The organism is Vulgatibacter incomptus (genome assembly GCF_001263175.1).
GTDB lineage: Bacteria > Myxococcota > Myxococcia > Myxococcales > Vulgatibacteraceae > Vulgatibacter > Vulgatibacter incomptus.
On the sequence record NZ_CP012332.1, the window covers coordinates 2,415,512 to 2,441,096 of the forward strand.

The following is a 25,585-nucleotide window of genomic DNA, read 5'->3' on the forward strand; positions in this document are numbered from 1 at the left end:
TTTAGGCAAAAGGCCGCGATAAGAGCACGATTCGCTCGCGATGAGGAGCCTTCGTCCCTCGGGGACCAAGCGGCGCGGCGCTACCGGAGCAACGCGTCCCAGTCGATGGGCTCGCCGAGCTCGTGACGGAAGGCGCGGCCGTTGCCTCGGGCGCGGAGGCTGCGAAGGCCAGCCTCGATCGCAGCCAGAGGGCTCGAGCCGGTCACGAGGGGACGCAAGGGATCATCGTCGGCGCCCACACGAGTGACGAAGCGGCCGTCGACGGGCTCCGGCAGATCGATCGACCAGGGCGTGCGGCCGCCGTCGACGACGCGAAACGCGCGCCCGGCCCGCCAACCGTCGACGAAGCCGAGGATCCCGTGGACCTCGAAGACCATTCGATCCGGAACCTCATGCGGATTGGCGACGCCCTTCCTCGCGCCTCGGGCTCCGGGATTCGGGATCTCGTCCTCCGGCTCGAAGCGCTCGATGAGGACGCTTGGAATGCCTGCCGCCCTGGAGGCGGCGACGTCGCGGCGCCGCGAGTTCCCCACGTAGATCGCCTGGTCGGCGGAGACCCCCAGCTCCTCGCAGAGCTTCACGATCATCGCCGGATCGGGCTTTCCGACGCCCTCCTCCGCCGAGACCGTCACCGCGTCGAACCAGCCGCCCGTGCCGGAGGCCGCGAGCTTCTCTCGCTGGACCTCGGAGGCGCCGTTGGTGGCGCAGCCGACGAGCAGCGCCCGATCGCGGAGCGACTGGATGAGGCCGGGCGCCTCGGCGTAGGGCACGAACCGCTTGCGCCGCTCCATCGCGAAGCGGGCCTCGAGCTCCCCGCCGAGCGGCGAGCGCACGCCGCACGCGGTGAGCGCGTCGGTGAAGACCTGGCGACGGAGCATGACGGCCAGCGCGCCGAGGGTCGGGATCTGCGCCTGGGAGGCCGGGCCGAACCGGCCCCAGAGGCACTCCTCCCACGTGACGCCGAAGCGGGCGTCGATCCCCGTCACGTCGAGGGCCTGCCAGCTCGCCTGCCCCACCGCCGCCACCGCCTCGCCGAGGACGCCGTTCGGTAGCCCGGCGAGCTCCTCCAGGGGGCCGCAGGCGGCGGCCAGCGCGCCGCGGATCGCCGCGGCCTCCGGGATCAGCGTGTCGTCTAGGTCGAAGAGGATGGCGCGCAGCACGGATGCACCATCGCCGAAGGCCGCCATCGGGCTCAAGGCCGATGGTGCTCGTCCCCTTTCTTCCTCGGTTCGAAGCAGCCGGCGCGGGGCGGAAAGAGGCCCGGGGCATCGCCGCCTCCCGAAATCGGTTGCAAAGGGAACGTCGAGTCTCCTTTGTTCTCCCGACGAACAACCGACCAGGCAGGAACGCGTACATGCTCGGCAAGGCCCTCTCCATTCTCGCTCTCGACGTCGCCATCGTCCTCGCGGTGGCGCTCAAGGTGCGTCCCGACGACGTCCTGATGGGCAATGGCCTGCTCTGGGGCGTCGGGGGCGGGCTCGTGGCCGCCCTCTCGGCGATCGGTGGAGCCTGGTATGCCGAGGCCAAGGGACTGAAGCTGAACCAGGCCCTCGCCATCGTGACCGTGGGGATGCTCTTCCGGATGCTGATCCTGGCGGTGATCACGCTCCTGGCCGTCAAGCTGGGCACGGTGGAGCCGCTCGCCTTCATCCTCGGCTTCGGCGCGATCTACGTCGCCGGCCAGGCCCTCGAGGTGTGGATGCTCGCCCGGCTGCGGGGCAGGCAGACCTCCTGACGGCCCGCTCGGAGCGTGTGAAGAAGTCGGTCCCGGGCCCGACTTCTTCAGCCGCGGTTCCCGCGGAAACGCTCGTCTTTTCGTCTGCTCCGCCTTCGGCTTCGCGCGGGGGGTCCCATCTCGCTCTCCGGCTGCCTACCTTGAATGGGTAGTCCTTCGACCGAGAGGAGGTGGGCCCATGAAACCGAGCGAGATCCGCGAGCTCATCCTCGCCGAGCGCGGCAAGGTGGTCGGGCTCCTCGACCAGGCGTGGCTGGCGGCAGAGGCCGTGATCGACGGCAAGGAGGACTTCCAGGTCCTCCACTCCCTCGCCCACGGCCTCGAGGACGCGCTCGTAGACCTCTTCGACGAGGAGGAGGAGATCCTCGAGCCGGCGCTCCGCCAGACCGACTCGTGGGGCGACGTGAGGGCGATGCGCCTCGAGGCCTTCCTGCGGGGGCAGCGGAAGGCGGTCCACGGGACCTGCGGGGAAGTGGCAAAGGGGCGGATGCACCCGAGGCGCGCCGCCGAGGAGATCATGGCGCTGGTGGATGCGGTGCGAGAACGCCTCGCGAGGTCGGAGCACGAGTTCCTGAGCCCCGACCTCCTGCGCGACGACCTGGTCTCGATCCGCCAGACCGGCGGCTGACGCGGAGCCGAAGGCGGAGCAAACGAATAGATGAGCGTTTCCGCGCACGCGAAGCCGTAGGCGGAGCAACGGAAAAGCGCGATCGCGCGAAGCGCGGCTGAAGGAATCGGGCCCGCGTTAGGCGGGTCCGTTTCCTTCATACGCTCAAGCGAACCGCTCCTCGAAGTGGCGCCGCAGCGCCGGATGCTTCCGCAGCAGGTCGAGGGTGAGCTCGGCGTGGCCGTGGGCGAAGCCGTTCCCCATCAGGAGATCGACGTCCTTGCCCACGCCCTCCGCGCCCAGGGCGGTGGCGGTGAAGCTCGTCGCCATCGAAAAGAAGACGACCCGGCCGCGATCCTTCGTGGCCAGGATCGAGCCCATCTCGGTGCGCGGCACGCTGGCGCAGTTGATCACCACGTCACAGAGCTTGCCGCCGGTCGCCGCCGAGATCTTCTCCAGGACCTCCACCGGCTTGGTGGCGTCGGCGACGATCCCCTCGTCGGCGAGGCCGAGGCCCACCAGCGTGTCGACCGCCTTCTGCGAGATGTCGAGGGCGAGGACGCGGGCGCCGTTGTCCTTGGCCTGGGCGCAGCAGAGCGCGCCGCTCTTGCCCGAGCCGAGCACGAGCACGGTCTGGCCCGCGGACACCGCCCGCTCAACCAGCGCCGGAGCGCCGCAGACGTCGAGCGCCGCGAGGGAGAGCGTATCGGCCATGTCCTCGGGGAGCTTCGCCCAGATCCCCGAGGCGAAGAGGATGGCGTGCCCCTTCACGTCGACGCGGTCGTTGTCCACGTGGACCTTGGTGATCGCCTCGAGCCGCAGCGGCGTGAGCGTCAGCGAGACGAGGGTCGCGATCCGATCGCCGGGCTGGAGCTGCTCCCGCGCGGGATGGGCCGCGCCGATCTCGCGGATGCGGCCGATGAGCATGCCGCCGGAGCCCGTCACCGGGTTGTGCATCTTGCCGCGCTCGGAGACGATCCGCTCGATCTCCGCGGCGATCCGCTCGGGCTCCGCTCCGACCGAGTCCTTGATCTGCTTGAACGACGCGGCGTCGATGTTCAGGTGATCGACGTCGATCACCAGCTCGTCCGGGCCGGCAGGGAGAGAGGGGTCGAGGACCTCGGCGGCCTGGGGAAGGACGCCGGCGGGCCGGATCACGCGGGAGAGGCCATAGGGATCAAGGGTACGGGCCATCGGAACGCCTCCTGAGATGATGGAGGCGTGCTACCCGAGCGCCCCCTGCGCCGCAAGCGCTTTGCCGCCAAGCCGCCGCCGTTCCCTTGGAACGGGCACCTCGAGCGCTGGTCGCCCGGCGCCCGTTTCGTCGCTCAGTCGGCTTTGGCCGGCGAACCGCCCGCCGGCGTGGCCCCGCCCGCCATGCCGGCGCCGAGCGTTCGAATCAGGTCGAGTGGGATGGGGATGATGGTCTGGTTCCCGCCCGAGGTGATCTCCACCAGGGTCTGCAGGTAGCGGAGCTGGAGGGTCGCCGGGTTGGTCGTCATCACGTCGGCGGCCAGGGCGAGCTTCTCGGCGGCCTGGTGCTCGCCATCGGCGGCGATGACCTTCGCGCGCCGCTCTCGCTCGGCCTCGGCCTGACGCGCGATGGCCCGCTGCATGTCCCCAGGGATGTCGATGTGCTTCACCTCGACGTTGGAGACCTTCACGCCCCACGGTCCGGTGTGGGCGTCGAGCACCTGCTGCAGCTCCTGGTTGATCTTCTCGCGCTGCGAGAGGAGCTCGTCGAGCTCCACCTGGCCGAGGATCGCGCGCAGCGTGGTCTGCGCGAGCTGGGAGGTCGCGTAGAGATAATCCTCCACCTGCAGCACGGCGCGATCCGCCTGGATCACCCGGAAGTAGACCACCGCGCTCACCTTCACGCTGACGTTGTCGCGGGTGATCACGTCCTGGGGCGGGACGTCGCGGGCCACGGTGCGGAGGTCCACGATCACCATCCGCTCGACGAAGGGGATGAGCCAGCGGAAGCCCGCCCGCTTCAGGCCCGTGTAGCGGCCGAGGCGGAAGATCACGCCGTTCTCGTACTCGTTGATGATCCTCACGCCTGAGAGGAAGACGAAGAACGCGATGGCCAACGGGACGAGGATCGCGATCCAACCCGAGAATTCCATTTCCTACCCTTTCCGCTCGACGCGGACGACGAGCCCGTCGACCCCGCGTACGACGATGGCGGAGCCCTCTTCGATGGGGCGATCGGAGATCGCCTGCCAGAGCTCGCCGTGAACGAAGACCTGCCCGCCGGATGAATCGATGTCCCGAAGCGCCTTGCCGAGCTCGCCGACGAGGCCCGCGTCCCCGCCGCGCTGCGGGAGCCTCCGCGCCTCTGCCGCCCGCAGGATCACGAAGGCGGCGGCGCCGCCGCAGAGCACGGCGGTGGGGATGAGAAGCCACCAGGTCACGCCGAAGGACGGCTCCACGAACCACTTGGAGTCGAAGTGATCGATGAGGAGCAGGCCGCCGAGGATCAGCAGCGCCACGCCGCCGACGCCCAGGAGACCGCTCGCTACGAAGAGCTCGGAGATGAGCATCCCGATCCCGAGGATCATCAGGATCACGCCGCCCGCCTGGATGGGCAGCGCAGAGAAGGCGATCATCGCGAGGACGAGGCAGATCCCGCCGATCAGCCCTGGGACGATGCCGCCCGGGTGGGCGACCTCGATGGCGATGCCGAGGCCCGCCACGAGGAAGAGCAGGTAGGCGATGGCAGGGCTCGCGAGCCAATGGACGAGAGCCTGGCGCGTGGTCGGGTGGAGCGCCTCGATCCGCGCGCCCGCGGTCCGGAGCACGCGCGGTCCGTCGGGCAGGATCACGGTCCGGCCGTCGGCCTCATCCAGGAAGGCCCGCTCGGAGGGCGCGATCAGCTCGACCACGCGGAGCTCGACGGCCCTCTCGGCGGTGACGCTGGCGCTATCCCGCACCGCCTCGGCGGCCCACTGCTCGTTGCGCCCGCGCTGCTTGGCGATGCCCTCGGCGAACGCCAGGGTGTCGTTCATGACCTTCGCGGCCATGTGCTTGCCGCCCTGCTCCGGATCGCTGCCGCTGGGACCCATCACGGGGTGCGCGGCGCCGATGTTCGTGGCGGGAGCCATCGCGGCGAGGTGGGACGCCATGGTCAAGAAGACGCCCGCGCTCCCGGCCCTCGCGCCGGAGGGGCCGATCCAGACGAGCACGGGGATCCGCGCGCCGAGGAAGGACTGGACGATCTCGCGGGTGGCCTCGAGGGAGCCGCCGGGCGTGTCGATGCGGACGAGCAGCGCCTCGTAGCCGCCGGCCTCCGCCCGTTGGACACAGTCGGTGAGATACGCGGCGGTCCCCCCGTCGACCGCGCCTCCGAGCTCGCAGCGCGCAACTTCCCGCACCGCCGGAACGCCGGGGATCGCCTCCGTCGGCACGGGGGTTTCCGCGGCGGCGCCCAAGAAGAGGCCCACGACGGTGAGGAAGAGCGCCAGGGGCGCGGTCCACTTCTTGCGATGGATGGAGGTCGAGGAACGCATGTCTTCCCGCCCGGTGTATTCGGACGATACCAAAGGCGCAATCCGAATGGGTTCCCCGTGGCTCGGAGGGCCGGCATCAGCCTGCCCTCGCCTGCCCTGCCGCGACGCTACCTCGCTCGCTCTGGCACGTCCCTCCCGAGGGCGGCGAGCACGAGCTTGAGGTCGTTCCAGACCTTCGCCTTCTCGCCCGGGTTGCGCAGCAGATACGCCGGGTGAAAGGTGGGCATCACAGGGACGCCCTCGAGCTCCTGCCACTGCCCCCGGAGGTTGGAGATCGGCGCGTCGCCGCCCAGGAGCGCCTGGGAGGCGGCCTGGCCCAGCGCGACGATGGCCTTGGGCCGGATCGCCGCAAGCTGGCCCCGCAAGTAGGGCCGGCAGGTCGCGACCTCGTCCGGCGTCGGCGCACGATCCCCTGGCGGGCGGCACTTCACGGTGTCGGTGAGGTAGACCTCGTGCCGGGCGAAGCCCATGGCCCCGATCATCTTCTCGAGGAGCTCGCCTGCCGGCCCCACGGCCGGGAGGCCTCTCTCGTCCTCGTCCGCGCCGGGCCGATCGCCCACGAAGACGAGCTCGGCGGACGGGGCGCCGTCCCCGAAGACGATCCGCGTCCTCCCCTCGCAGAGCCCGCAGCGCCTGCAGTCGCCGAGGTCGGCGCGGATCCCGTCCAGGTCGGGCGGCACCCTTGGGGCCTCGAGGGCGGGCGCGAGCGGGGCCGCCTCCACGATCGGGAGGGTCTCGACGCCTTCCCGACGGGCCCAACGCAGGTGGCGCGCGAGCTCCGCCGCCACGGCTGCCAGCTCATCTCGGCTGTGCGAACGATCGTCCATTCCCGGATTCTGCCCTCCCCCGCCCTTCCGAGGAAGCGCCGAGGCGTCGCGGTTCGGCCGGATGGTTGCAGGCCCTACCGATCGCCCGGTACAACTTCGCCCGGAGATGAACCGCCGACCGGCGAGCTCGGAGGATGAACCACGTTGAAGGGGTTTTCCGTAGTCCTTTCGTTCGGAGTCCTCCTCGTCCTCTGGCCCCGCGACGCCTGGGCCTGGGGGCCGCTCACCCACCTGGATTTCTCGGGCGGCGCCCTGAGCCAGCTCGGCGTGCTCCCCTCCGCGATGCGGATCCTCCTCGCCAAGTGCGCGGACGACTTCCTCTACGGCTCCCTCGCCGCGGACATCATCGTCGGCAAGAACCTGGCCCGCTACGCGGTGCACTGCCACAACTGGAAGGTGGGCTGGCAGGTGCTGGACAAGGCGCGGGGCGAGCCGCAGCAGGCCTTCGCCCTGGGCTTCCTGGCGCACCTCGCCGCCGACACCGTGGCCCACAACTACTACGTCCCCTACAAGACCGTGCAGGGCCACGCCTTCCGCCGCACCGGCCACGCCTACTGGGAGCTGCGCTTCGACCAGAAGCTCGGCCCGGACCTCTGGCAGACCGCGAGGCGGATCACCCGGCCGTCCTTCCGCGCCCACGACGAGTTCCTCGAGGACGCGCTCGCCGGCTCCGCCGTGATCCCCTTCGGCGTCTCCAAGCGGCTGTTCAACCAGCTCCTCCTCGCGGCGCGGATGCGGAAGTACCAGTCCATGGCCGCGGTGGTCGCCGCAGAGAACGAGGAGCTGCCGCTGACGGACGAGGAGGTCCGGACCGCGAGGGCGCTCGCCGTGGAGCAGATCCTCGGCATGCTCGCCGACGGCGAGCGTTGCCGCGCGGCAGGGGCCGACCCCACCGGCGGCCGCAACCTCCACTTCGCCCTGGGCCTCCGGCAGAACCTGCGCGAGGGGAGCCGGAAGGGAGAGATCTCGGCGAACGACGCCGCGGAGGTCGTGCGCAGGACGCGCCCGGCCTTCCACGCGGCGATCCACGGGAAGCTCGAGCTCCCGGACCTCCCCTCGAGGGCCGGCTCGGTCGCCCGCGACCTCGTCCGAGACTCCGCCGAGCAGACGGATCAGGCGACGCCCGAGGAGCTGGAGACCGAAGACGAAGCCGCGTAGGCGTCGGCCTACGCCCCGCGCGCGGCCCGAAGCGCCGCGACCCGGTCGAGGATCGCGTCGGCGACGGCGGTCTTGGGCATCAGGGGCAGGCGCTCCACCTTGTCCGGCGCCACCAGCACCACGCGGTTGGTCGTGGTGCCGAAGCCGCTCTCCGCCTCCCCGACGTCGTTGGCGACCACGAGATCGAGGCGCTTGGCGGCGAGCTTGCCCCTGGCGTGCTCCTCCACCTTCTCGGTCTCGGCGGCGAAGCCCACCAGGATCGGCCGCTGCTTCCTGCCCTCGACCCGCTCGGAGAAGGTCTTGAGCACGTCCGGGGTCCTCTCGAGGACCACGGACTCCTCGCCGGCCTGCTTCTTCGCCTTCTGGTCGAGGCGCACCGCCGGCCGCTGATCGGCGACCGCCGCCGCGGCGACGAAGACGTCGGCGTCGTTCGCGTGCTCGAGGGCCGCGTGGAGGAGCTCTTCGGCGGAGACGATCCGCACCAGCTTCACGCCCTCCGGCGGCGGAAGCTCCGTGGGACCCGTGAGGAGCACGACCTCGGCGCCCCGGCGCCGAGCCGCCTCGGCGACCGCGTAGCCCATCCGACCGGTGGAGGGATTGCTGAGGAAGCGCACGGGATCGAGGTGCTCGCGGGTGGGCCCAGCGGTGACCACGATCTTCAAACCCTGCAGGTCCTTGGGCGAGAGGAGCCGCCGGATGGCCTCGAGGATCTCCTCCGGCTCCGCCAGGCGCCCCGGACCGACGTCACCGTCGGCCAGGAGCCCCGAGGCCGGTCCCACGAAGTGGAAGCGGCCGGTGCGCCGGAGCGCCTCGACGTTCTCCTGGACGAGGGAGTTCTCCCACATCGCCACGTTCATCGCCGGCGCCACCAGCACCGGGCAGCGCACGGCCAGGGCGGTGGTGCTGACGGCGTCGTTGCCCATGCCGGCCCGCACCCTCGCGATGAGGTCCGCGGTGGCGGGGGCGAGCACCAGCAGGTCGGAGCCGCGGGCCAGGTCGAGGTGCCCGTACTGCGCCTCCTGCGAGGGCTCGAGGACCTCGGTGAGGACCGGCGCTCCCGTGAGGGCCTGGACGGTGAGCGGGCCTACGAAGCGCGTGGCCGCCGCCGTCATCGCCGCGTGGACCTTCGCCCCGTCGTGGACGGCGAGGCGAAGGGCATGACACGCCTTGTATGCGGCGATTCCACCGCCGAATCCCCAGACGATGCGGCGGCCGGCGAGCGGGCCGCGGTCTTCGCGCGACATCGGGACCTCGAAGCGCCTGAAGGCGGCGCGCATCGCTCGTATCGTTTTCGAACCCGGAGGGTCAACGCGCCATTCAATGTGAGCCGGGGTCGAGGCGGAGCCTCCTCCGGACCTCGTCCGGCGGCAGCGGCTCGCCCTTCCCGATGCCCTCGCAGGCGCGGGCCTCCCGCTCCCACGCGGCGGGATCCTTCACGAGCTCCCGCCAGAAGGGATAGGCGCGGCACTGCCCGGGCTTCACCGGCTCCACGGAGCACAGGTTGTCCACGAGGAAGGGGCATCCGGAGCCGCTCTCCTCGACCTCGATCGCCCAGGTCCCGTCGACGAGGCGCGTGAGGAAGCGGCGCTTCAGCCCGGCGAGGGGTAGCCCGAGATGCTTCGCCAGCCGGGCGGGCTCGTCGGCGGCGAGGTAGACGAAGCCGGGCCGGCGGCAGCAGTCGCCGCAGCGGGTACATTCGAATCGGAATCCGCGCTCGGCCGGAGGAGCATCCACGATGGGCCCCAGCGTAGCCGAAGTAGCGTCCGTCGTACGTGCGAAGTCGCCGGCAGGCTTGACCGATGGGCCCCGGCGTGGAGAAGTTCGCTCGCCTTGAACCCGTCCTCCCCTTCCGACGAAGCGATCCTCGCGTCCCGCCCCGCCTACGTCTTCCTGGTGGCGGTCCTCGCCATCCACCTGACGATCGGCTCCTTCGTCCAGGTCGCCAACCCCGCGTTCGGCATCGCCTTCGACGAGCTCTTCGTCTTCGCAGGGCTGACGATCGCGCTCGTGCGGTCGATGAACTACCGGCCGGCGCCCTTCCTCGCGATGCGCGCTCCCCAGCCGTGGGCTTGGCCGAAGGTGGTGCTGGCCGCCGGCGCCGGCTTCTTCGCGGCGGGCGCGCTGAACGCCCTCAACCGCCTCGTGGTCGGCCCCGAGATCTCCTCGCGCTTCGACGTGACGCGCCTCTTCGAGGTCCGCTCGGTCTTCGAGGGGGTCCTGCTGGTGGCGGGCGTCGCGGTCTTCGCGCCCTTCGGCGAGGAGCTCCTCTTCCGCGGCTACCTCATGCGGGTGCTCCGGGCCCGCTACGGCTGGAAGGGGGCGCTCTTCGTCACCAGCGCCCTCTTCGCCGTGGTCCACTTCAACCCGGCGTCGGTCCTCGCCCTCTTCGGCCTCGGCCTGGTCTTCGGGCTGATCCGGCTCTGGACCGGCTCGATCTGGCCCTCGATGCTCGCCCACTCGATCCAGAACGGGGTCGCATCGGCGCTGGTGCTCAGCGGCGTCTCGGGCCAGTCGCCAGACGAGCTCCCGGGCCTGGAAGCGATCGGCCTCCTGGCGATCTCGGCGCCCTTCGTCGTCCTCGCCCTTGGGCTCCTGCGACGGAAGGCGACGCCCGATCCCGAGACCTCAGCGGTGGACGAGGAGGCGGGACACCACATCCACCTCTCGCGAGTCGCACGCCCCCTCGCGATAGGCGTCGCGGCGGCGGTGGTGGCGATCGTCCTGCTCTTCGTCGTCGACGGAAAAGCGGTCGGGGCCCGGATCGGCAGGAAGACGGCGCCGCAGCCCGCGCCAAGCACCAACGAGCCGGACCATCGAGGGACCGGCGCCTCGGTGGCTCCATCGTCGCCGAAGACCTAACCGTCGAGTAAGCTCCGCCGCGGGCGCATGGGTTGCGCCCGCGGCGGGCCTCTCTCGTTGAGGCGCGGTGGCGGGATTGCTTCGCGGCTCCGCGCAGCTCGCGAGGCGGGCGGAGGTTCCGGTCCTCCGCCGGGAGGGACGTAGGCGACCATCGGCCACCCGGAAGTCGGTCGGGAGCGAGGTCGCCCCGCCAATCCGCACTTCCCCGGAAAAATGAGAGCAGGAGACACTTCCTGCGAAAGCTACTCTGCGAAAATCGTGGCGATCCTTCGATGCTCGCCCTTCGAAAAAGTTTCGCCTTCTTGGGCTTCTGACGAAGCCTCTCTGGGTTCATTCAACACTTTGGCGTCCGAATGATTCCCGGTCAGGCAAGCAGGCGGAATCGCTGCTCTTCGCGCACACCCGGTGCGCTCACACATCGATCAGTGCCACGAACGGGCGATCGACGTATACGCGTTTCGGGAAAACGAACCGATCGCCGCCGGCGGGACCTCGTGCGATCCCCGCTCACAAGGCGGACTGATCTGCAAAGCGCCCGCTCAAAAAATCAGGCGATGAGCTCCTTGGCGACCAGGATCGCTGCCGCCAGCTCCTGGAAGCCCTCGCCGCCCTTGGAGTGCGTCACCCACGACGGGAGCGCCTCGAGCTCGCCGCGGACCTTCTTCACGTCGGCGACGCCGAAGCTCGCGGAGAACGCGTCGAAGAGGGGCTCGTCGTTCGGCGCGTCGCCGATGAAGGCGAAGCGCGAGCGATCGCGGGGGAGCTTCGCCTTCGCCACCTCCACGAGGAGGCGGTCGGCGGCGGTCGCCTTGTCGAAGTCGCCCAGCCAGACGTTCACGTGGAGGCTGGAGCGCACGGCTCGCGCGCCCCTCGCCCGGCAGGCCTCCGCGATGCGGATCGCGTCCTCCTGCGACAGCTTCACGTCCTCGTTCCAGTCGATGGAGAGAGCCACCTCGGTGTAGCCCGAGTCCACCGAGAGCTTGGCGCCGGGCACCTCGGCGCAGACCTCGGCCACGAGCTTCTCGAGCTTGCGCCGATCGCGGCGCCGGCGGGCCTCGTCGTCCGTGTAATACATCCGGTGGACGGCGCCCTTGCGGCCCTTGACGAAGGTCACGCCGCCGCTCTCCGCGATGCAGGCGTCGACCGGAAACGTCCGCGCGATGAGCTCACCCCACCCCGCGGGCCTCCCGGTGACCACGGCGAGGAAGAGCCCCGCCTCCTTCAGCTCGGAGAGAGCCGCGTAGGTCTCCGCTTCGAGGCGTCCCTTCGTGGTCAGGGTGCCGTCGAAGTCGGTGAGGAGGCCCCGGAGGCCGGCGAGCATCTCGCGGGGGCAGTGGTCGAGTGTGCGCATGGCGCGCCTTGTACGGATCCCGCCCGCCGGCTGCAAGCGACACTTCGAGGGCAATCGCACGTCAGCTCAACGTTGCGCCCCCGGAAGGTCAGCGCTCGTCCAGACCGCGGGCGAAATTGCCAATCACGAGTCCGGGCCTCGCCTTCTGCAGACGCTCGAGGAGCTGCGGCACGCCGATGGGATCCCCGGAGGTCTCGGCGCCCGCCGCCACCGCCAGGTACTGCTGGGGGTCGATGCAGAGCGAACGGGTCTGCACCTGATCGACCCGATGGCGCGCCACCAGGTCGCAGAGGGCCTCCACCTCGCCCTCCCGATCGGTCACCCCGGGGAAGAGCAGGAGGTTCAAGGCCACGTAGCCGCCCCGCTTCCGGGCGACGCCGATCGACGCGTCGACGTCGGAGAAGTCGTAGCCGATGGGCCGGTAGTACGCCGAGTAGAGCGAGGGGTTCGCCGAGTTCAGCGACACGCGCACGGCGTCGAGGCCGGCGGCGAAGAGAGCGTCGAGGCCCTCGGTGAGCGAGCCGTTCGTGTTGATGTTGATCGAGCCGCGGGAGGTCGCTTCGCGCATCTTCCGGATCGCCTTCTCGATCACCTTCCAGCGGGTCAGCGGCTCGCCCTCGCAGCCCTGGCCGAAGGAGACCATCGTGCGACCGGGCGCGTTGACCAGATGGTGGATCCCCACCCGCGCCATCTCCTCGGCCAGGGGCGCGTCGTCCATCCGCTCGTGGGAGGCGGGAGGGCCGTCCTCGGGCTGGTCCGAGATGCAGCCGACGCAGCGAGCGTTGCACATGATCGAGGCCGGGATCGCGCCCTCGTCGCGGCAGTAGAAGAGGTTCTGCGAGGTGAAGCAGCGGTACTCCAGCGCGCAGATCTTCAGCTGCCGCAGGATGCGATTGCTCGAATCGGCGAGGAGGCGCGCGTGCACGAGCCCCTCGAGCTCCGGCGTGGAGAACTGCCGCGGATCCCAATGGGTGCGGCGATCGGTGTGGAGCGCCCAGACCACCGGGCCGTCCTCGCCCCAGCCCGCCGCGGTATAGGCCCACTGCGGCAACACCGGCGCGCCGGCCAGGGGCTCGTCCGCAGGCAGGAGGGTCCGCGTCCAGCCCGGCTGAACGAAGGCGCCTACGGCGGTGGGCACGAAGGTGCGCCCATCCACCGTGATCTCGTCGACGATGATCGGCTCCCCGGTCTCGGGATCGATGCCGATGGGCAGGCGCCCCGGCAGCGAGGTGACCCGGCCGAACTCCGGGAGCGGGACCGGCGTCTCGTCGGGCTCTCCCACCGCCTCTCCGTGCCGGGCCGCGGCGAGGAGCGTCGGGTGGTCGTAGAGGCGTCCTTCCGGATCGGCGAAGAGGAGGCGGGGCGAGGCCATGGCGAGAATCCCTGGAGTCGGACCGGCGGGCCCAGAGGTGCGGACCCCTGCTAACAAATGCCGGGGCAGTACGCCAACGGAGTGAAGAAATCGGCCCCGCCGAAGCGGGCCCGCTCTCTTCAGCTCGCGCTTCGCGCGAGGGCCCTCCTTTTCGTTTGCTCGCCTCCGGCTCGCGAGCTTCAACGCGAGTCGACTTGCCCGGACAAGCGGTCGGAGGTACGTTCCGCCGCCATTTCGGAGGTCAGCTAGCCGTGATCGTAGGCGTTCCCAAGGAAATCAAGGTTCGTGAGTATCGCGTGGGCATGGTGCCCGGCTTCGTGAGGGCCCTCACCTCGCGGGGACACCAGGTCCTCGTGCAGAAGGGCGCGGGCCTCGGCTCGTTCATCTCCGACGACGACTACGTCGCCGCCGGCGCGACGATGATCGAAACGGCCGACGAGGTCTGGAAGCGTGCGGAGATGATCGTCAAGGTCAAGGAGCCGCTCGCCGAGGAGTACGAGCGGATCCAGACCGGCCAGACCATCTACACCTTCTTCCACCTCGCCGCGGTCCCCGCCCTCGCCAAGGTCCTCGTCGAGAAGAAGGTCACGTCGATCGCCTACGAGACCATCCAGCTCCCCAACGGCTCGCTTCCCCTCCTGAAGCCGATGTCCGAGGTCGCGGGCCGCCTCGCGGTCCAGGTGGGCGCGATGAGCCTCTTCCGCGAGAAGGGCGGCAAGGGGATCCTCCTCGGCGGCGTGCCCGGCGTTCGCCGCGGCCGCGTCACCGTGATCGGCGGCGGCGCCGTCGGCACCAACGCCGCCAAGATGGCCCTCGGGCTCGGCGCCGAGGTCACCATCCTCGACACCAACCTCGAGCGCCTCGGCTACCTCGACGACATCTTCGGCGGGCGGGTCACCACGCTCTTCTCGAACCAGCACAACATCCACCGCTCGGTCGTGGAGTCCGACCTCGTGGTGGGCGCGGTTCTCATCCCCGGCGCCGCCGCTCCCAAGCTCGTCACCGAGGCGATGCTGAAGGAGATGGGCGAGGGTTCGGTGGTGGTCGACGTGGCGGTGGACCAGGGCGGCTGCATCGAGACCTGCGTCCCGACGACCCACGAGAACCCGACCTTCATCAAGCACGGCGTGGTCCACTACTGCGTGGCCAACATGCCGGGCGCCGTGGCCCAGACGTCCACCTACGCGCTCAACAACGCAACCGAGCCCTACGGCATCAAGCTGGCCCAGCTCGGCGCGATCGAGGCGATCCAGTCGGACAAGCCGCTGGCCCTCGGCGTGAACACCTACAACGGCGCCGTGACCTACGAGGCCGTGGCGACCTCCCTCGGCATGCCCTACACCCCGCTGGCCGAGGCCCTCGCCGGCAAGGTCAGGGCGTAGGTCAGGATGACGCGCCGCGGCCTCGGCTGCGGTGACGTTCTGTCGAAGAAGCCCGCCGCCCATTGGGCCGGCGGGCTTTTTCGCGTCCTCCGGGGCATTCGGCGCCATCGCGAGCCTCTGGCGCGGCTGCTGCATCGTACCTACGCCAGTAGTAGGACGCGAAGGAGCGGCGACCCGCCCCGAGCACCGCAGCTCCTTCGCGATACGAGCGCCCGGAATACAGGCAAGGGACCTCGTGTTCGGGTGTGCATAGTGGTTATCCTGCGAAGGTAAGAAGGGTTTTCGTCGAATTGCGGTACCCTTCGGACCGACGCGCTTCGGGGCGATGGAGAAGACGGTGTTCGACTTTCGCCACACCAATGCCACCCGCAGGGAGTTCGAGTCGCTGACCCTCGAACACCTCGATCCCCTTTATTCGGCTGCGCTGCGGCTGACCAAGAACGAGCGGGACGCGGAAGACCTGGTTCAGGACACGTTCCTGCGCGCCTACCGCTTCTTCGACAAGTTCGAGCGCGGCACCAACATCAAGGCCTGGCTCTTCAAGATCCTCACCAACACCTTCATCAACCGCTACCGCCGGAAGGTGAAGGAGCGCACGGTCGTCGAGGGCGCGGAGAAGGAGACGGTCCACGAGCGGTTCATCAGCCGCCGGGCCACCGAGTACGCCGCCAACCCCGAGCAGTATTTCTTCGACCGCCTCCTCTCGGACGACGTGCTCCGCTCGATCGACGAGCTCCCGATCGACTTCCGGCTCGTGGTGATCCTCGCCGACCTCCAGGACTTCTCGTACAACGAGATCGCCGAGATCGTCGGGTGCCCGGTGGGCACCGTGATGAGCCGGCTCTACCGCGGGCGGAAGCTTCTCCAGAAGAAGCTCAAGGACTTCGCGCGCGGGTCGGGCATGGTCTCCGACGAGGCCATCGACGCGGCGCTCGCTCCGAAGGAGCCGAAGGGCCCCACTGACCTCGGCGAGTTCCGCCGCAAGCGCGCGGCGACCTGATGCATTCTTCCATGAGAGCCGCAACACGAGGGTCATCCGATGGAATGCCGTGACCTCGAGCGCCTGCTCCCCGCCTACGCGGACGGGGAGTTCGCGTCGAGCGAGAGTGCCGAGGCCGAGCTCCATCTCTCGGGCTGCCCGGATTGTCGCGATCAGGTGGCGAGGCAGCTCGCCTTCCGGGCCTTCCTCCAGGCCCGCGCATCGGAGACCCGCGCCGAGGCGCCCGGAACCCTGCGCGCACGGATCCGCAAGGACATCGCCAAGGAGCGGGCCGTCGAGAACCTGCGGCGCTTCGCAGCCTACTCGGCGGTGGCCGCCGGCCTGGTCGTGGTCGCGAGCACGGGCTACGTCGTCGCCGGCAAAGGCGTCAGCGAAACGGCCCCCATGGACGTGGTCCTCGACGCCATCGACAAGCACTCCCGGGCGCTCCCGGTCGAGGTCACCCCTGCGTCGACCGGCGACGTGAGCTCCTGGTTCCGCGGCAAGGTCGACTTCAACGTCAGCGCCCCCACCTTCAGCTCCCCCACCGCCCCCAGGCTCGTGGGAGCGCGCCTCGCCAACGTCAAGGATCGGCAGGCGGCGTATCTCGTGTACGGCGGCGACGAGCCTAGCAAGCGGATGACACTCCTGGTGTTCCCGGGCGGCGACGTGCACCTCCCGGACGGTCACCGCAAGCACGTCGGCGGCCACGACGTGGTCATCGCGAACGAACGCGGCTACAACGTGGCCCTCTGGGAGAAAAAGGGCATCGTCTATTCGCTGGTCTCGGACCTCGACGAGAACGACGTCTTCCAGCTCGTGTCGCAGGTCGAAGACCGATAGAACGCCGGAGCGCGTCACCAACTGTCAGTTCTTTGACTTGCTCGCTCCCCGCGCCTAGCCTCCGCTATTCGCCAGGACGCGCCCGATCGAGGTGCGTGCCGCACGCAGGGGCCACGAGGGGACATGCGAGCTCTGATCATCGACAGTGACGTTCCGTTCGCTTCCCGGCTGCGCGAGGCGCTCGAAGCCCGCGGCGCGTCGGTCGAGGTGACCGCGGACGGCTTCGAGGGGCTCGAGCTGGCTCGCGCGAAGCCGACCGCCGCGGTGATCCTCTCGGTCGAGCTCGGCGATCGCCCCAGCGCCGGCTTCGCCCTCTGCAACCGGATCAAGAAGGACGAGCTCCTCGAGGGCGCCCGCCTGGTGCTGACCTCGTCCCTGGCCACCGAGCAGACCTTCGAGCAGCACAGGAAGCTCAAGACCCGCGCCGACGAATACCTCCTCAAGCCCTTCGATCCGGAGGAGCTCGTCGCGCGGCTCGAGGATCTGCTCCCTGCGGCGGAGGATCTCGACGATGGGCCCGTCGCGTCCCTGGAGAGGGCACGGCCGAAGGCGGTCGAGGAGGACGTGGACACCGATGCCCTCCTCGACGACGTCTTCGGTGGCATCGACGAAGAGCCCGCCGACGACGACCTCCCGCCTGCGACGGAGCCCTCGTCCGTCGGCGGCGACGACCCCGGGTCGGATCTCTTCTCGCTGGATGACGACGCCGCCGAGTCCGCGCCCGACCTCGTCGCGCTGAATGACGACCACATCCGCTCCGCGCCGGATCTCTTCGCGGTGGATTGCGACGACGTCGGGGCCTCGCAGGATGCCTTTGGCATCGGCGGCGGCGACGCCCGCCCCGGTACCTTCGCCTTCGACGACGAGGCCGATCGGCTCGCCGGCGTGGAGCGCACCGTAATCGAGGCGTCCCTGCCCTGGCACGACGTCGAGGAACCGGTCGCGGTTCGGCCCACCGTGACTGCCGAGACGACGCTCGACCTCGATCGGTCCGCCGACATCGAGGACGAGAATGCCCGCCTCGGGGCCGAGCTCTCACAGGCCCGCGGCGTGGCCGCGGCGCTCGAGGAGCAGGCCTCCCGGGCAGAGGCCGCACTCGCCGAGGCGGACGCGGAGCTCGCGCGCGTCGGCACCGAGCTCTCGCGCGCACGTGGGGAGGCCGCCGCCCTCGAGGGGCGGGCGTTGCGCGCGGAGGCCGCGCTCGAGGCTGCACGAGAGAAGGAAGCCCGGCTTCGCGACGCGCTGGCCGCGGCGATGCGCCTGCTCGGCTGAACCAAGCCGCTCGGAACGGCGCCTACCGCTTCGTCTTCATCATCAGGTTGCGGGCCGCCGTGCGAATCGCGGTGGGGACGTTGCGGTTGTTCTGCAGGTCCTTGAGCTCGCTGGGCCGCACGTGCGGCAGGAACCGGAGCGCCGTCGGAAGCGGCGTCTTGGGGTTCTTCACCAGGTTCAACTTCACCTGGTAGAGCTTGATCCACTCGCGGTTCATGAAGATCACACGAAGGACCTCCTCGTTGATCGTCCGCGAGTTGGTGAGCTGCACGATCTCGCCCTCGGTGATCCGCGGGCTCTCCGCCGCCGCCACGCAGACCAGCTTGTTGGTGTCGCGCAGGAGGATGCCGCGGGCCTCCTTGTTGCCCAACGTGCCGAGCTTGATCTTCTCGGCGACGCTCATGTTCATGATCCGCTGGGTGAGGGTCGCCCGCCTCCCCTCCTCGAGGGGCGCGCCCTCCAACTCGTCGGAGAGCTCGGCGCTGAGCTCCGCCAGGATGGCGGCCGCCGTCTCGCCGGGAGGCGCCGGCGGCACGTCGCCGTGGATCCGGCGGTGGGCGTCGACCAGGGCCGGTACGTCGGCGAGATAGATCCCCGAGCGGATCGCGAAGTCGGCGACGCCGTCCCGGAGCGCCCCCGAGAGCTTCGCGTCGCAGAGCAGCGCCCGGAGGAGCGGCTCGTGGCGAAGGACGCGGAGCTGGTTCTGCGAAATCAGCTCGGCGTTCTTCTCGGAGCAGCGTCCCGCGATCGAGGCCATCGCCTCGTCGGGCGTCGCCGGGTTGAGGATCACCAGCTCGGCGAGGCGCTCGTTCTCCGCGACCTGATCGGCCCACCATCCGAGGACCGCGGGGGGGACCGTGTCGTCGCGGAGGCCGGTGAGGGAGACCTTGTCCGGCAGCGCCTGGGCCGTCGCGAGGGCCTGGGCACGGACCCGCTCGTCCGGATCGAAGGAGAGCAGGTAGAGCATGCAGACGGCGTCGTGGGGGGAGGCCGGCACGAGGAGCCTGGCCCCCATGCCCCTCAGCGGCTCCGGCGCAGCCGGATCGACGTGCTTGCGGAGGACGGGCGAGAGGACGTCTGCAGAGACCTTCGGACCTGCGACGAGGTCGGTCATTCTTCCGTCCCGGCTTTCATCGGGCGCAGGCGGTGCCGCAGCTTGCCGAGCCACTTGTTGAGGGGATTGGAGCGGGAGAGGAAGGGAATCACGGGCGTGCGCCGGATCCCGAGGGAGTCGATCACCGCGACGAGCCGCCCGTGGCGCGGCGCCACCTGCAGGCCCCGCCGGATCGTCCGGATCGCCCGCTCCTTCTGGAAGGTGGCGAGGTAGACCATCGCCAGGCGCCAGAGGGCGTCGGGATCCTCGCCGCCGCGCCGAATCGCCTCCTCGCAGAACGCCACGCCCTTGAGCTCGTCTCGGCCCACGAGGGTGAGCGTGAGGCCCAGACGGGAGAGCACCCCCGGATCGTTGCCGTCCAGGTGCTGCGCCTCCCGGTAGGCGGCGTGAGCGGAGACCCGATCGCCTGCGTCGAAAGCGGCGTCGCCGGCGGCGAGGGTCTGCTCGAGCTTCGCCGAGAGCTCGCGGGGAGGGGGTGATGCGGTCGGGCGCGGCACGGCGCGAATCATGCCCTCGGACATACCGTCCCGGCAAGAAGCCAAGTCACCGGTTTCGCTCGTGGATGAGGCGGAGGCCGGAGAGCGTCAGGCACTCGTCCACCTCGCTGATCGCTTCGGAGACGCCGGCGAGGAGGGGTGCGAGGCCCCCGGTCGCCACGACCTTCGGCGGCGCTCCGCCCATCTCCCGCGCGAGGCGCCCGCAGAGGCCGTCGACCATCGCCGCGTAGCCGTAGATGATCCCCGACTGCATCGACGAGATCGTGTTCCGGCCGATGGCCTTCGTGGGCCGGTCGAGGTCCACCCGCGGGAGGCGGGAGGCGCTCCGGCTGAGCGCATCCACCGCGATCTGGATCCCGGGCGCGATCGCTCCGCCGAGGTATTCGCCCTTCGCCGTGATCAGGTCGAAGGTGATCGCGGTCCCGAAGTCCACGACGATCAGCGGCCCGGGCCAGCGGTCGTAGGCGGCGACGGCGTTGACGATCCGATCGGCTCCGACCTCGCGCGGGTCGTCGTAGAGGATCGGCATCCCCGTCTTCACGCCCGGCCCGACGAAGAGGGGCTTCACGCGGAAGTAGCGCTGGCTCATCCTCTCCAGCGTGTGCTGCAGGGGCGGCACCACCGAGGAGACCGCCACCGCCTCGATCGCCGCCGGATCGACGCCGCGATCCCGGAGCGCGAGCTGGCAGAGCAGGCCCCACTCGTCGGAGGTCCGATGATGGTTGGTCTCGAGGCGGAACTGGTGGACCAGCTCCTTGCCCCGGAACGCGCCGATCGTGGTGTTGGTGTTTCCTACGTCAACGGTCAGTAACATCGGTCCTCTTGCGCAGGCTGGTCACGTCGCCGCTCAGGAAGCGCTCCGTGCCGCCGTCGGGGAGCCGGACGATGAGGGCGCCGGCCTCGTCGATCTCTTCGGCGATCCCGTCGAGGGTGCGGTCGGGCTCCGTGAGCCGTACCGGGTGTCCGAGGATCGAAGAGAGCTCCCGATACCGCGAGCGCACGGGCGCGAAACCCTCCTCCTCGAAGCGATCGAGCCAGGTCTCCAGGTGCGCCAGGAGCGAGGCCGCGACCTCGGCGCGGGAGACGATCGCCCCTACCTCCTGTCGCACGCTGGTGGCGATACCACGGAGCTCCTCCGGCAGATCGTCCCGGGTCGCGTTCAGGTTGATCCCGATCCCGGCTACGACGAAGTGGATCCGGCCGGCGTCTGCCGAGAGGTCCAGGAGGATGCCCGCGATCTTGCGGCCCTCGGCCTCCAGGTCGTTGGGCCACTTGATCCCCGCGGAGACGCCGAGGTCCCGCAGGGTCTCGGCCGCGGCCACTGCCACCACGGCGACCAGCTCGGGCGCACGCTGGGGCGGAAGCTTCGGGCGGAGGATCGCGGAGAGGTGGAGGTTCACGCGGGGCGGGCTCGCCCACACCCTCCCCCTCCTGCCTCGACCTGCGGTCTGCCGATCGGCGATCACCACCTCGCCGTGGGCCGCGCCGTCACGGGCGAGGGAGACCGCCTCGTCGTTGGTGGAGCCGATCACCGCGTGATGGTGGATCGCCCAGCCCAGCTCCCGCGTGGTGAGCAAGGGCCCGATCTCGGCGGAGCCTGCCCGGTCCGGCGCCGCCACAAGGCGGTAGCCTCGCCCGGGCAGCGCCTCGATCTCGCAGCCCCGCTTCCGAAGGGACTCGACCGCGCGAAAGAGCTCTGCCGGAAGCATGTCCAGCTTGCCCGCGATTGCCTCGGGCGCAACGGGCTCGCCCTCGGCTTCCGTGAGGAAGGCGAGGACGAGCTCTTCGGCGCTGGGCTTTCCCGCGTGCATAGGCGCGGCAGCTTACTCCAGACTCCCGGCAAAAATCCGCAATGCCAGGAGTCTGGGAGGGCTCAGCGCGGAATCGCTCTTCTTTTCGTCTGCTCCGCCTTCGGCTCCGCGAGAGTTCGTGAATTTCTTCACGAACTCTCAGGCCGGGGCCCTAGTTGGGCAGGCAGCTGTTGCCGGCGAAGCCGCCCTGGCAGTGCCAGCCGTCCGGGCACCCGCCCGGGCCGTCGCAGCTGCAATCGGAGAGGCAGGGGTCCTGGGGCTCCTCGTCCTCCACGCAGCTCTGGCCGGCGAAGCCGCCCTGGCAGCGCCAGCCGTCCGGGCATCCGTCCCGCCCTTCGCAGCTGCAGTCGTCGAGGCAGGCGTCCCGGGGATCCTCGTCCGGCACGCAGCTCCGGCCGGCGATCCCGCTCTGGCACATCCAGCCGTCCGGGCATCCGCCCGGGGCGTCGCAGCTGCAGTCGGCCAGGCACTCCTCGCCCGAAGGCTCCGCCGCGCAAGCGCAGCCCGCCCCGTCGCAGAGGCAGGCCAGGCGATCGCCGCAGTCCTCGTCCGTCGTGCAGGCACAGCCCGCCTCGAAGGGCGCCGTGGCGCAGGCCGCTACCGGCGCACAGGCGCAGCTGTCGACCGTGCACGTGCAGGCGTTCCCCCACTGGCACTGCTCATCGATGTCGCAGGCACAACCGCGGGCGCCGTCGCAGCCCAGGTCGAGGGGCCAGAGGGTGTGGCCGAGCGAACCCGCGGGGCCACGCGCCGGGAGGCTCGAGGAGTCGAGGGCGATCCGCGCGAGGCCGCCGTCGGTGCCCACGTAGAGGATCCGATCCGCCACGAAGCGGGTCGACCAGATCCGGCCGTGGGAACCGGCGCCGAGGACCTCGAGCGCCTTGCCGTCCACGTCGAAGACGAAGAGGCCGCCGGTCGTCCCGACCGCCATCCAGCCGTCGGCGTTCACGGCGAGCGTGGTCGCCCGTGCGTCCGGACCCCAGACGGGATCGGCAACCTTGGCCGACGTGCCGGCGGCGAGGTCGACGAGGAAGACGCCCGCCTCCGCGTCCACCGCGTAGAGGCGATCCTTCGGTCCGCGCGCGAGGGCGACCACGTCGCGGAAGGTCACGCCCTCCGGAGCGGCGATCGGACGCACGGTCGCGTCGGTGACCTCGGCGATCCCGCCGAGGATGTGCTTCTCCGTCTCGTCCGGTAGGTAGTGATCATACGTGACCTGCCGGCGCTCGACGCCGAGGGCCACCAGCGCGTGGCGCTTGCCCGGGAGGGCGAGGACGTCGAGAGCGGCGTTCGAGGGCATGCCCGGGAGGTCGATCGTCGACGAATCGGACTGGTTGCGGGAGTAGCGGCGGCGGAACGTGACGTTCCCCGAGCCGTCCAGCTCCAGGTAGCCCAGGCCGTGGGGGCTGCGATCGTTCACCTTGTCCCAGTCGATGTCGGGATCCGGACCGTCGGACCACTCGGCGAGGGAGCCGAGCCAGAGGCCGCCGTCGCCCCAGGCGGCGGAGGTCTGCCGAAGGTTGATGCCGGGATCGAGCTGGGTCATGAGGGAGACGGTCTTGTCTCCCGACCGGAGGAAGGTGCCGGCGCGGTAGGTGGCGAACGCGAGCTCGCGCCGCGCAGGCTCGCCGAAGGCGATGTCGGCGACGCCGAGGTCGGAGGGGAGCCATGTCGAGTCGGCGTTCACCCTGGGGGCATACACCTCACACGAACCGTCGGCCTTCAGCCGGCAGACGCCCTGCTGAATCGAGAGGCCCTCGCAGGCCAGGCCCGGATTCTCGTCGCGCAGGCCGAGCCAGGTGTTCCCATCCACCGGATCGACCGCGATCGAGCGGACGCCGGAGACGAGCGGGCGCACGAGGCGCGCGTCCTCGCCGACGCCCTCCACGCGGTAGAGACCCGTGACGCTCGCCTTGGTCTCGCTGCAGAGCTGCCGGCCCGCGATCCAGAGGCGCCCCTGGGCGTCGGGGACGAGGATCTCGACCTGCCAGGGCAGCATGGCGGTGGTGCCCCATCGCTGATCGAGGAGCGGACGGCCGTTGGTCAATCCGGCTTCCATGCTCAGCGGGAAGGACAGGACGCCTCCCTGGCGGCCGGGGGTCGTCATCGAGATCGCGCCGCCGACGAGAAGCCTAGCGTGCACCTCGTCCACCGCGATGCGGTTGGGGATAAAGGGCTTGCCGCCCAAGGCTCCCGCGGCCTCGAGGGCGTCCGCGCCGATGGCGTCCTGGAGCCGGAGCTCTCCGTCCACGGACACCAGCGCCTTCACGAGGCCCCGTCCGTCCATGCCCCTCAGGCCGATCCACAGCGCGCCGGCGGAGCCGGCCACCGTGATCGGGCGCGCACCGGGCGGAAGCTCGATGGCTTCGGCGGCAGCGGCGCCGGGACGAACGATGGCCAGCCGGTCGGCGATCTCGGTCCCGGCTCTAGCGTAGGTGACCGCAACGACAGGGCCGTCCAGGTCGGAGGCGGCGACGTCCATCGTCCAGGCCGGGCTCACGTCCAGCTCCAGCCAGCGCTTCACCTTCAGATCGGAGGGCTCGACGACCGCAACGCCCTGGTCGGTCGAGACGAAGAGCTCCCCGCCGGCATAGGCGACGGCGCTCACGCTCGCGTTCTCCCACGCTCCTGCCGCTCGGAGGGTCGCGCTCTCGAAGGCCCAGCCATCGCCTTCCGCACGGCCGACGACCAGGTGAGTCCAACAAGCCGCAACGAACGTCTGGTCCGGGGTGAGCCAATGCAGGTCCACGAACGGAACCGTGCCGATGACCGGCCCGTCGTCGAAGACGTCGGCGTAGTCCATCTGCGGGAGCCCGTCCTTGAAGGTGTAGGTACGGGTCTCGCCAGTGCGGGTGTCGAGGGCGACGAGACCGCCATAGACCTCGCTGCCGTCCGGCGGCGTCGGAAACACGCCGTCGATGGGCGGGTGCACGCCGATCCGGCCGATCAGCGTCGTCGGCCCGGTGACGCCAGGGAGCACGGCCGTCGGCCGCGCCGGCGAATGGCTGCCAAGCCACTCGGTGGCGCCGATCTTGGGCACCGGACGGACTTCCGGTTCCTTGTCGGGACGAGAAGGAGAGGAGGAACTACAGCCGGCGAGCAGGATGCTCCCGACCGCGATGGACGAAAGGACTCTTCCGAGATGCATGACAGCCTCTTCGCTCGGCGAGAGGAGACGACCCGCCTCCTCTCGCGCGAGACCGCGGTTTGCCGGGTTCCCGCAAGCCGCGAGAGCCCTCGACCCACCAGTCTGTCATGCCGACGCGGGGGACTGTCAACGGACGGAGCGTTCCCCAGCCAACATTTCCTGGCCTCGGGAGACGCCCCGCGTGTCACATCGAGGCACTCGCCGTCGACGACCCAGCGCTCTCATTCCCCGACGAGATTGAAGGAGATGTCGACCGAGCGGGCCTGGTGGGTCACGGCGCCGGCGCTCACGAAGTCGGCGCCCGTGGCGGCGAGCTTCGGGAGCCGCTCGAGGCTGATGCCGCCGGAGATCTCGACGAGGGCGCGGCCCGCGATGACGCGGACGGCCTCGGTGATGGTCGCGTCGTCCATGTTGTCGAGGAGGATCACGTCGGCGCCGGCGGCGGCGGCGCGGTCGGCCCCGGCCACGTCGACGACCTCGACCTCGATCTTGGTGAGGAGGGGCGCGCGGCCCCTCGCCCTGGCGATGGCCGTCTCGATGGAGCCCACCGCCGCCAGGTGGTTGTCCTTGATCAGCACGCCGTCGTAGAGGGCGAAGCGGTGGTTGCGCCCGCCGCCCGCGCGGACCGCGGCCTTCTCCAGGGCGCGGAAGCCCGGCGTGGTCTTTCGCGTATCGAGGAGCTGGAGGCGGGAGCCCGCGACCGCGTCGACCCAGCGGCGGGTGTTGGTGGCGATCCCGCAGAGGCGCTGCAGGAAGTTGAGGGCGGTGCGCTCGCCCGTGAGGAGCGCGCGCACGGGGCCCTCGGCCCTGCCGAAGACCGTCCCGGCCTCGATCACCCTTCCCTCTTCCACGAAGAAGCTCGCGCTGCAGCGCGGATCGACAGCGCGGAAGGTCCGGATCGCGGCCTCGATGCCCGCGAGGACCATTCGCTCCTTGCACAGGAACTCGGCGGCGCCCATCGCGCCGTCGGGGATCAGGGCCTCGGTGGTGAGGTCGCCGGGACCGATGTCCTCCGCGAGCGCCAGATCGATGAGCCTGTCGAGTGCGTCCATGTCTCTTCCCTTCGATGATCGATCAACGAGGCCGCGCGCCGGTTCGCGACGGACGTCCGCGCGCGCGGA

23 protein-coding genes are annotated in these 25,585 nt (G+C 70.3%); 8 read left to right on the forward strand and 15 right to left on the reverse strand.

The genetic code is table 11. The features are described 5' to 3' along the window. Positions 1 to 80: 80 nt before the first annotated feature. Entirely contained in the window at positions 81 to 1,187 is a 1,107-nt protein-coding gene (locus AKJ08_RS09985) for an HAD family hydrolase (RefSeq protein WP_050725939.1), read from the reverse strand. A gap of 167 nt (positions 1,188 to 1,354) precedes the next feature. On the opposite strand from AKJ08_RS09985, the gene AKJ08_RS09990 reads away from it, so the two are divergent. Next, complete coding sequence (locus AKJ08_RS09990; RefSeq protein ID WP_050725940.1) at positions 1,355 to 1,735, forward strand: hypothetical protein; 381 nt, start codon at positions 1,355 to 1,357, stop codon at positions 1,733 to 1,735. 178 nt (positions 1,736 to 1,913) lie between these two features. Then, positions 1,914 to 2,363, forward strand: a complete 450-nt coding sequence (locus tag AKJ08_RS09995) for a hypothetical protein (RefSeq protein WP_050725941.1) — start codon at positions 1,914 to 1,916, stop codon at positions 2,361 to 2,363. 144 nt (positions 2,364 to 2,507) lie between these two features. On the opposite strand, the gene kdd is transcribed toward AKJ08_RS09995, so the two are convergent. The 4 genes from kdd to AKJ08_RS10015 all read right to left on the reverse strand — a co-directional run bounded on the left by kdd (position 2,508) and on the right by AKJ08_RS10015 (position 6,678). Next, positions 2,508 to 3,536: an L-erythro-3,5-diaminohexanoate dehydrogenase gene (gene kdd / locus AKJ08_RS10000; RefSeq protein ID WP_050725942.1), complete on the reverse strand. Its 1,029-nt coding sequence runs from the start codon at positions 3,534 to 3,536 to the stop codon at positions 2,508 to 2,510. Between the two features lie 134 nt (positions 3,537 to 3,670). After that, positions 3,671 to 4,468, reverse strand: a complete 798-nt coding sequence (locus AKJ08_RS10005) for a slipin family protein (protein WP_050725943.1) — start codon at positions 4,466 to 4,468, stop codon at positions 3,671 to 3,673. A gap of 3 nt (positions 4,469 to 4,471) precedes the next feature. After that, positions 4,472 to 5,851, reverse strand: coding sequence for an NfeD family protein (locus AKJ08_RS10010; RefSeq protein WP_205624708.1), 1,380 nt, complete (start codon positions 5,849 to 5,851; stop codon positions 4,472 to 4,474). 107 nt (positions 5,852 to 5,958) lie between these two features. Beyond that, the gene (locus AKJ08_RS10015; RefSeq protein WP_082343029.1) at positions 5,959 to 6,678 is read right to left on the reverse strand and encodes a uracil-DNA glycosylase; all 720 of its coding nucleotides are present in this window, start codon (positions 6,676 to 6,678) and stop codon (positions 5,959 to 5,961) included. A gap of 144 nt (positions 6,679 to 6,822) precedes the next feature. On the opposite strand from AKJ08_RS10015, the gene AKJ08_RS10020 reads away from it, so the two are divergent. Then, positions 6,823 to 7,836 carry a zinc dependent phospholipase C family protein gene (locus AKJ08_RS10020; RefSeq protein WP_082343030.1) on the forward strand — a complete coding sequence of 338 codons (1,014 nt, stop codon included), beginning with the start codon at positions 6,823 to 6,825 and terminating at the stop codon, positions 7,834 to 7,836. Between the two features lie 8 nt (positions 7,837 to 7,844). Here the strand turns inward: AKJ08_RS10020 and coaBC are convergent, their stop codons facing one another. Both coaBC and AKJ08_RS19790 read right to left on the reverse strand, forming a co-directional pair. Next, positions 7,845 to 9,113 (reverse strand): bifunctional phosphopantothenoylcysteine decarboxylase/phosphopantothenate--cysteine ligase CoaBC, encoded by a 1,269-nt coding sequence (gene coaBC, locus AKJ08_RS10025; protein ID WP_240475289.1) that lies wholly within the window; start codon positions 9,111 to 9,113, stop codon positions 7,845 to 7,847. A gap of 40 nt (positions 9,114 to 9,153) precedes the next feature. Beyond that, positions 9,154 to 9,570, reverse strand: coding sequence for a YkgJ family cysteine cluster protein (locus tag AKJ08_RS19790; protein ID WP_050725944.1), 417 nt, complete (start codon positions 9,568 to 9,570; stop codon positions 9,154 to 9,156). A 96-nt stretch (positions 9,571 to 9,666) separates the two neighbouring features. Between AKJ08_RS19790 and AKJ08_RS10035 the strand changes: the two genes are divergently transcribed. After that, the gene (locus tag AKJ08_RS10035; protein ID WP_050725945.1) at positions 9,667 to 10,695 is read left to right on the forward strand and encodes a CPBP family intramembrane glutamic endopeptidase; all 1,029 of its coding nucleotides are present in this window, start codon (positions 9,667 to 9,669) and stop codon (positions 10,693 to 10,695) included. A 547-nt stretch (positions 10,696 to 11,242) separates the two neighbouring features. Here AKJ08_RS10035 and AKJ08_RS10040 read toward each other — a convergent pair. Together AKJ08_RS10040 and AKJ08_RS10045 are read right to left on the reverse strand one after the other, a co-directional pair. Further along, complete coding sequence (locus tag AKJ08_RS10040; RefSeq protein ID WP_050725946.1) at positions 11,243 to 12,046, reverse strand: HAD-IIB family hydrolase; 804 nt, start codon at positions 12,044 to 12,046, stop codon at positions 11,243 to 11,245. A gap of 88 nt (positions 12,047 to 12,134) precedes the next feature. Continuing rightward, the gene (locus tag AKJ08_RS10045; protein WP_050725947.1) at positions 12,135 to 13,418 is read right to left on the reverse strand and encodes a radical SAM family protein; all 1,284 of its coding nucleotides are present in this window, start codon (positions 13,416 to 13,418) and stop codon (positions 12,135 to 12,137) included. 251 nt (positions 13,419 to 13,669) lie between these two features. Here AKJ08_RS10045 and ald point away from each other — a divergent pair, with 251 nt between their 5' ends. From ald to AKJ08_RS10065, 4 genes are all read left to right on the forward strand, one after another. Continuing rightward, on the forward strand, positions 13,670 to 14,800 hold the full coding sequence (gene ald, locus AKJ08_RS10050; protein WP_050725948.1) for an alanine dehydrogenase: 1,131 nt from the start codon (positions 13,670 to 13,672) through the stop codon (positions 14,798 to 14,800). Between the two features lie 337 nt (positions 14,801 to 15,137). Then, entirely contained in the window at positions 15,138 to 15,800 is a 663-nt protein-coding gene (locus AKJ08_RS10055) for a sigma-70 family RNA polymerase sigma factor (RefSeq protein ID WP_050727518.1), read from the forward strand. 39 nt (positions 15,801 to 15,839) lie between these two features. Then, positions 15,840 to 16,622, forward strand: coding sequence for a zf-HC2 domain-containing protein (locus tag AKJ08_RS10060; RefSeq protein ID WP_050725949.1), 783 nt, complete (start codon positions 15,840 to 15,842; stop codon positions 16,620 to 16,622). A gap of 123 nt (positions 16,623 to 16,745) precedes the next feature. Then, positions 16,746 to 17,894, forward strand: a complete 1,149-nt coding sequence (locus AKJ08_RS10065; RefSeq protein WP_050725950.1) for a response regulator transcription factor — start codon at positions 16,746 to 16,748, stop codon at positions 17,892 to 17,894. A 22-nt stretch (positions 17,895 to 17,916) separates the two neighbouring features. On the opposite strand, the gene AKJ08_RS10070 is transcribed toward AKJ08_RS10065, so the two are convergent. The 6 genes from AKJ08_RS10070 to nadC all read right to left on the reverse strand — a co-directional run bounded on the left by AKJ08_RS10070 (position 17,917) and on the right by nadC (position 25,516). Then, the gene (locus tag AKJ08_RS10070) at positions 17,917 to 19,008 is read right to left on the reverse strand and encodes a hypothetical protein (RefSeq protein ID WP_050725951.1); all 1,092 of its coding nucleotides are present in this window, start codon (positions 19,006 to 19,008) and stop codon (positions 17,917 to 17,919) included. Continuing rightward, on the reverse strand, positions 19,005 to 19,517 hold the full coding sequence (locus AKJ08_RS10075; protein WP_157370603.1) for a tetratricopeptide repeat protein: 513 nt from the start codon (positions 19,515 to 19,517) through the stop codon (positions 19,005 to 19,007). Before AKJ08_RS10075 ends, AKJ08_RS10070 begins: the two co-directional genes overlap by 4 nt. Before the next feature lie 34 nt (positions 19,518 to 19,551). Beyond that, a complete protein-coding gene (locus AKJ08_RS10080; RefSeq protein WP_050725953.1) occupies positions 19,552 to 20,319 on the reverse strand; it encodes a type III pantothenate kinase in 768 nt (255 codons plus the stop codon). Then, positions 20,303 to 21,316, reverse strand: coding sequence for a biotin--[acetyl-CoA-carboxylase] ligase (locus AKJ08_RS10085; protein ID WP_050725954.1), 1,014 nt, complete (start codon positions 21,314 to 21,316; stop codon positions 20,303 to 20,305). Before AKJ08_RS10085 ends, AKJ08_RS10080 begins: the two co-directional genes overlap by 17 nt. Before the next feature lie 151 nt (positions 21,317 to 21,467). Then, entirely contained in the window at positions 21,468 to 24,356 is a 2,889-nt protein-coding gene (locus AKJ08_RS10090; RefSeq protein ID WP_050725955.1) for a ligand-binding sensor domain-containing protein, read from the reverse strand. A gap of 329 nt (positions 24,357 to 24,685) precedes the next feature. Beyond that, positions 24,686 to 25,516, reverse strand: a complete 831-nt coding sequence (nadC, locus tag AKJ08_RS10095; protein ID WP_050727519.1) for a carboxylating nicotinate-nucleotide diphosphorylase — start codon at positions 25,514 to 25,516, stop codon at positions 24,686 to 24,688. Positions 25,517 to 25,585: the final 69 nt, after the last annotated feature.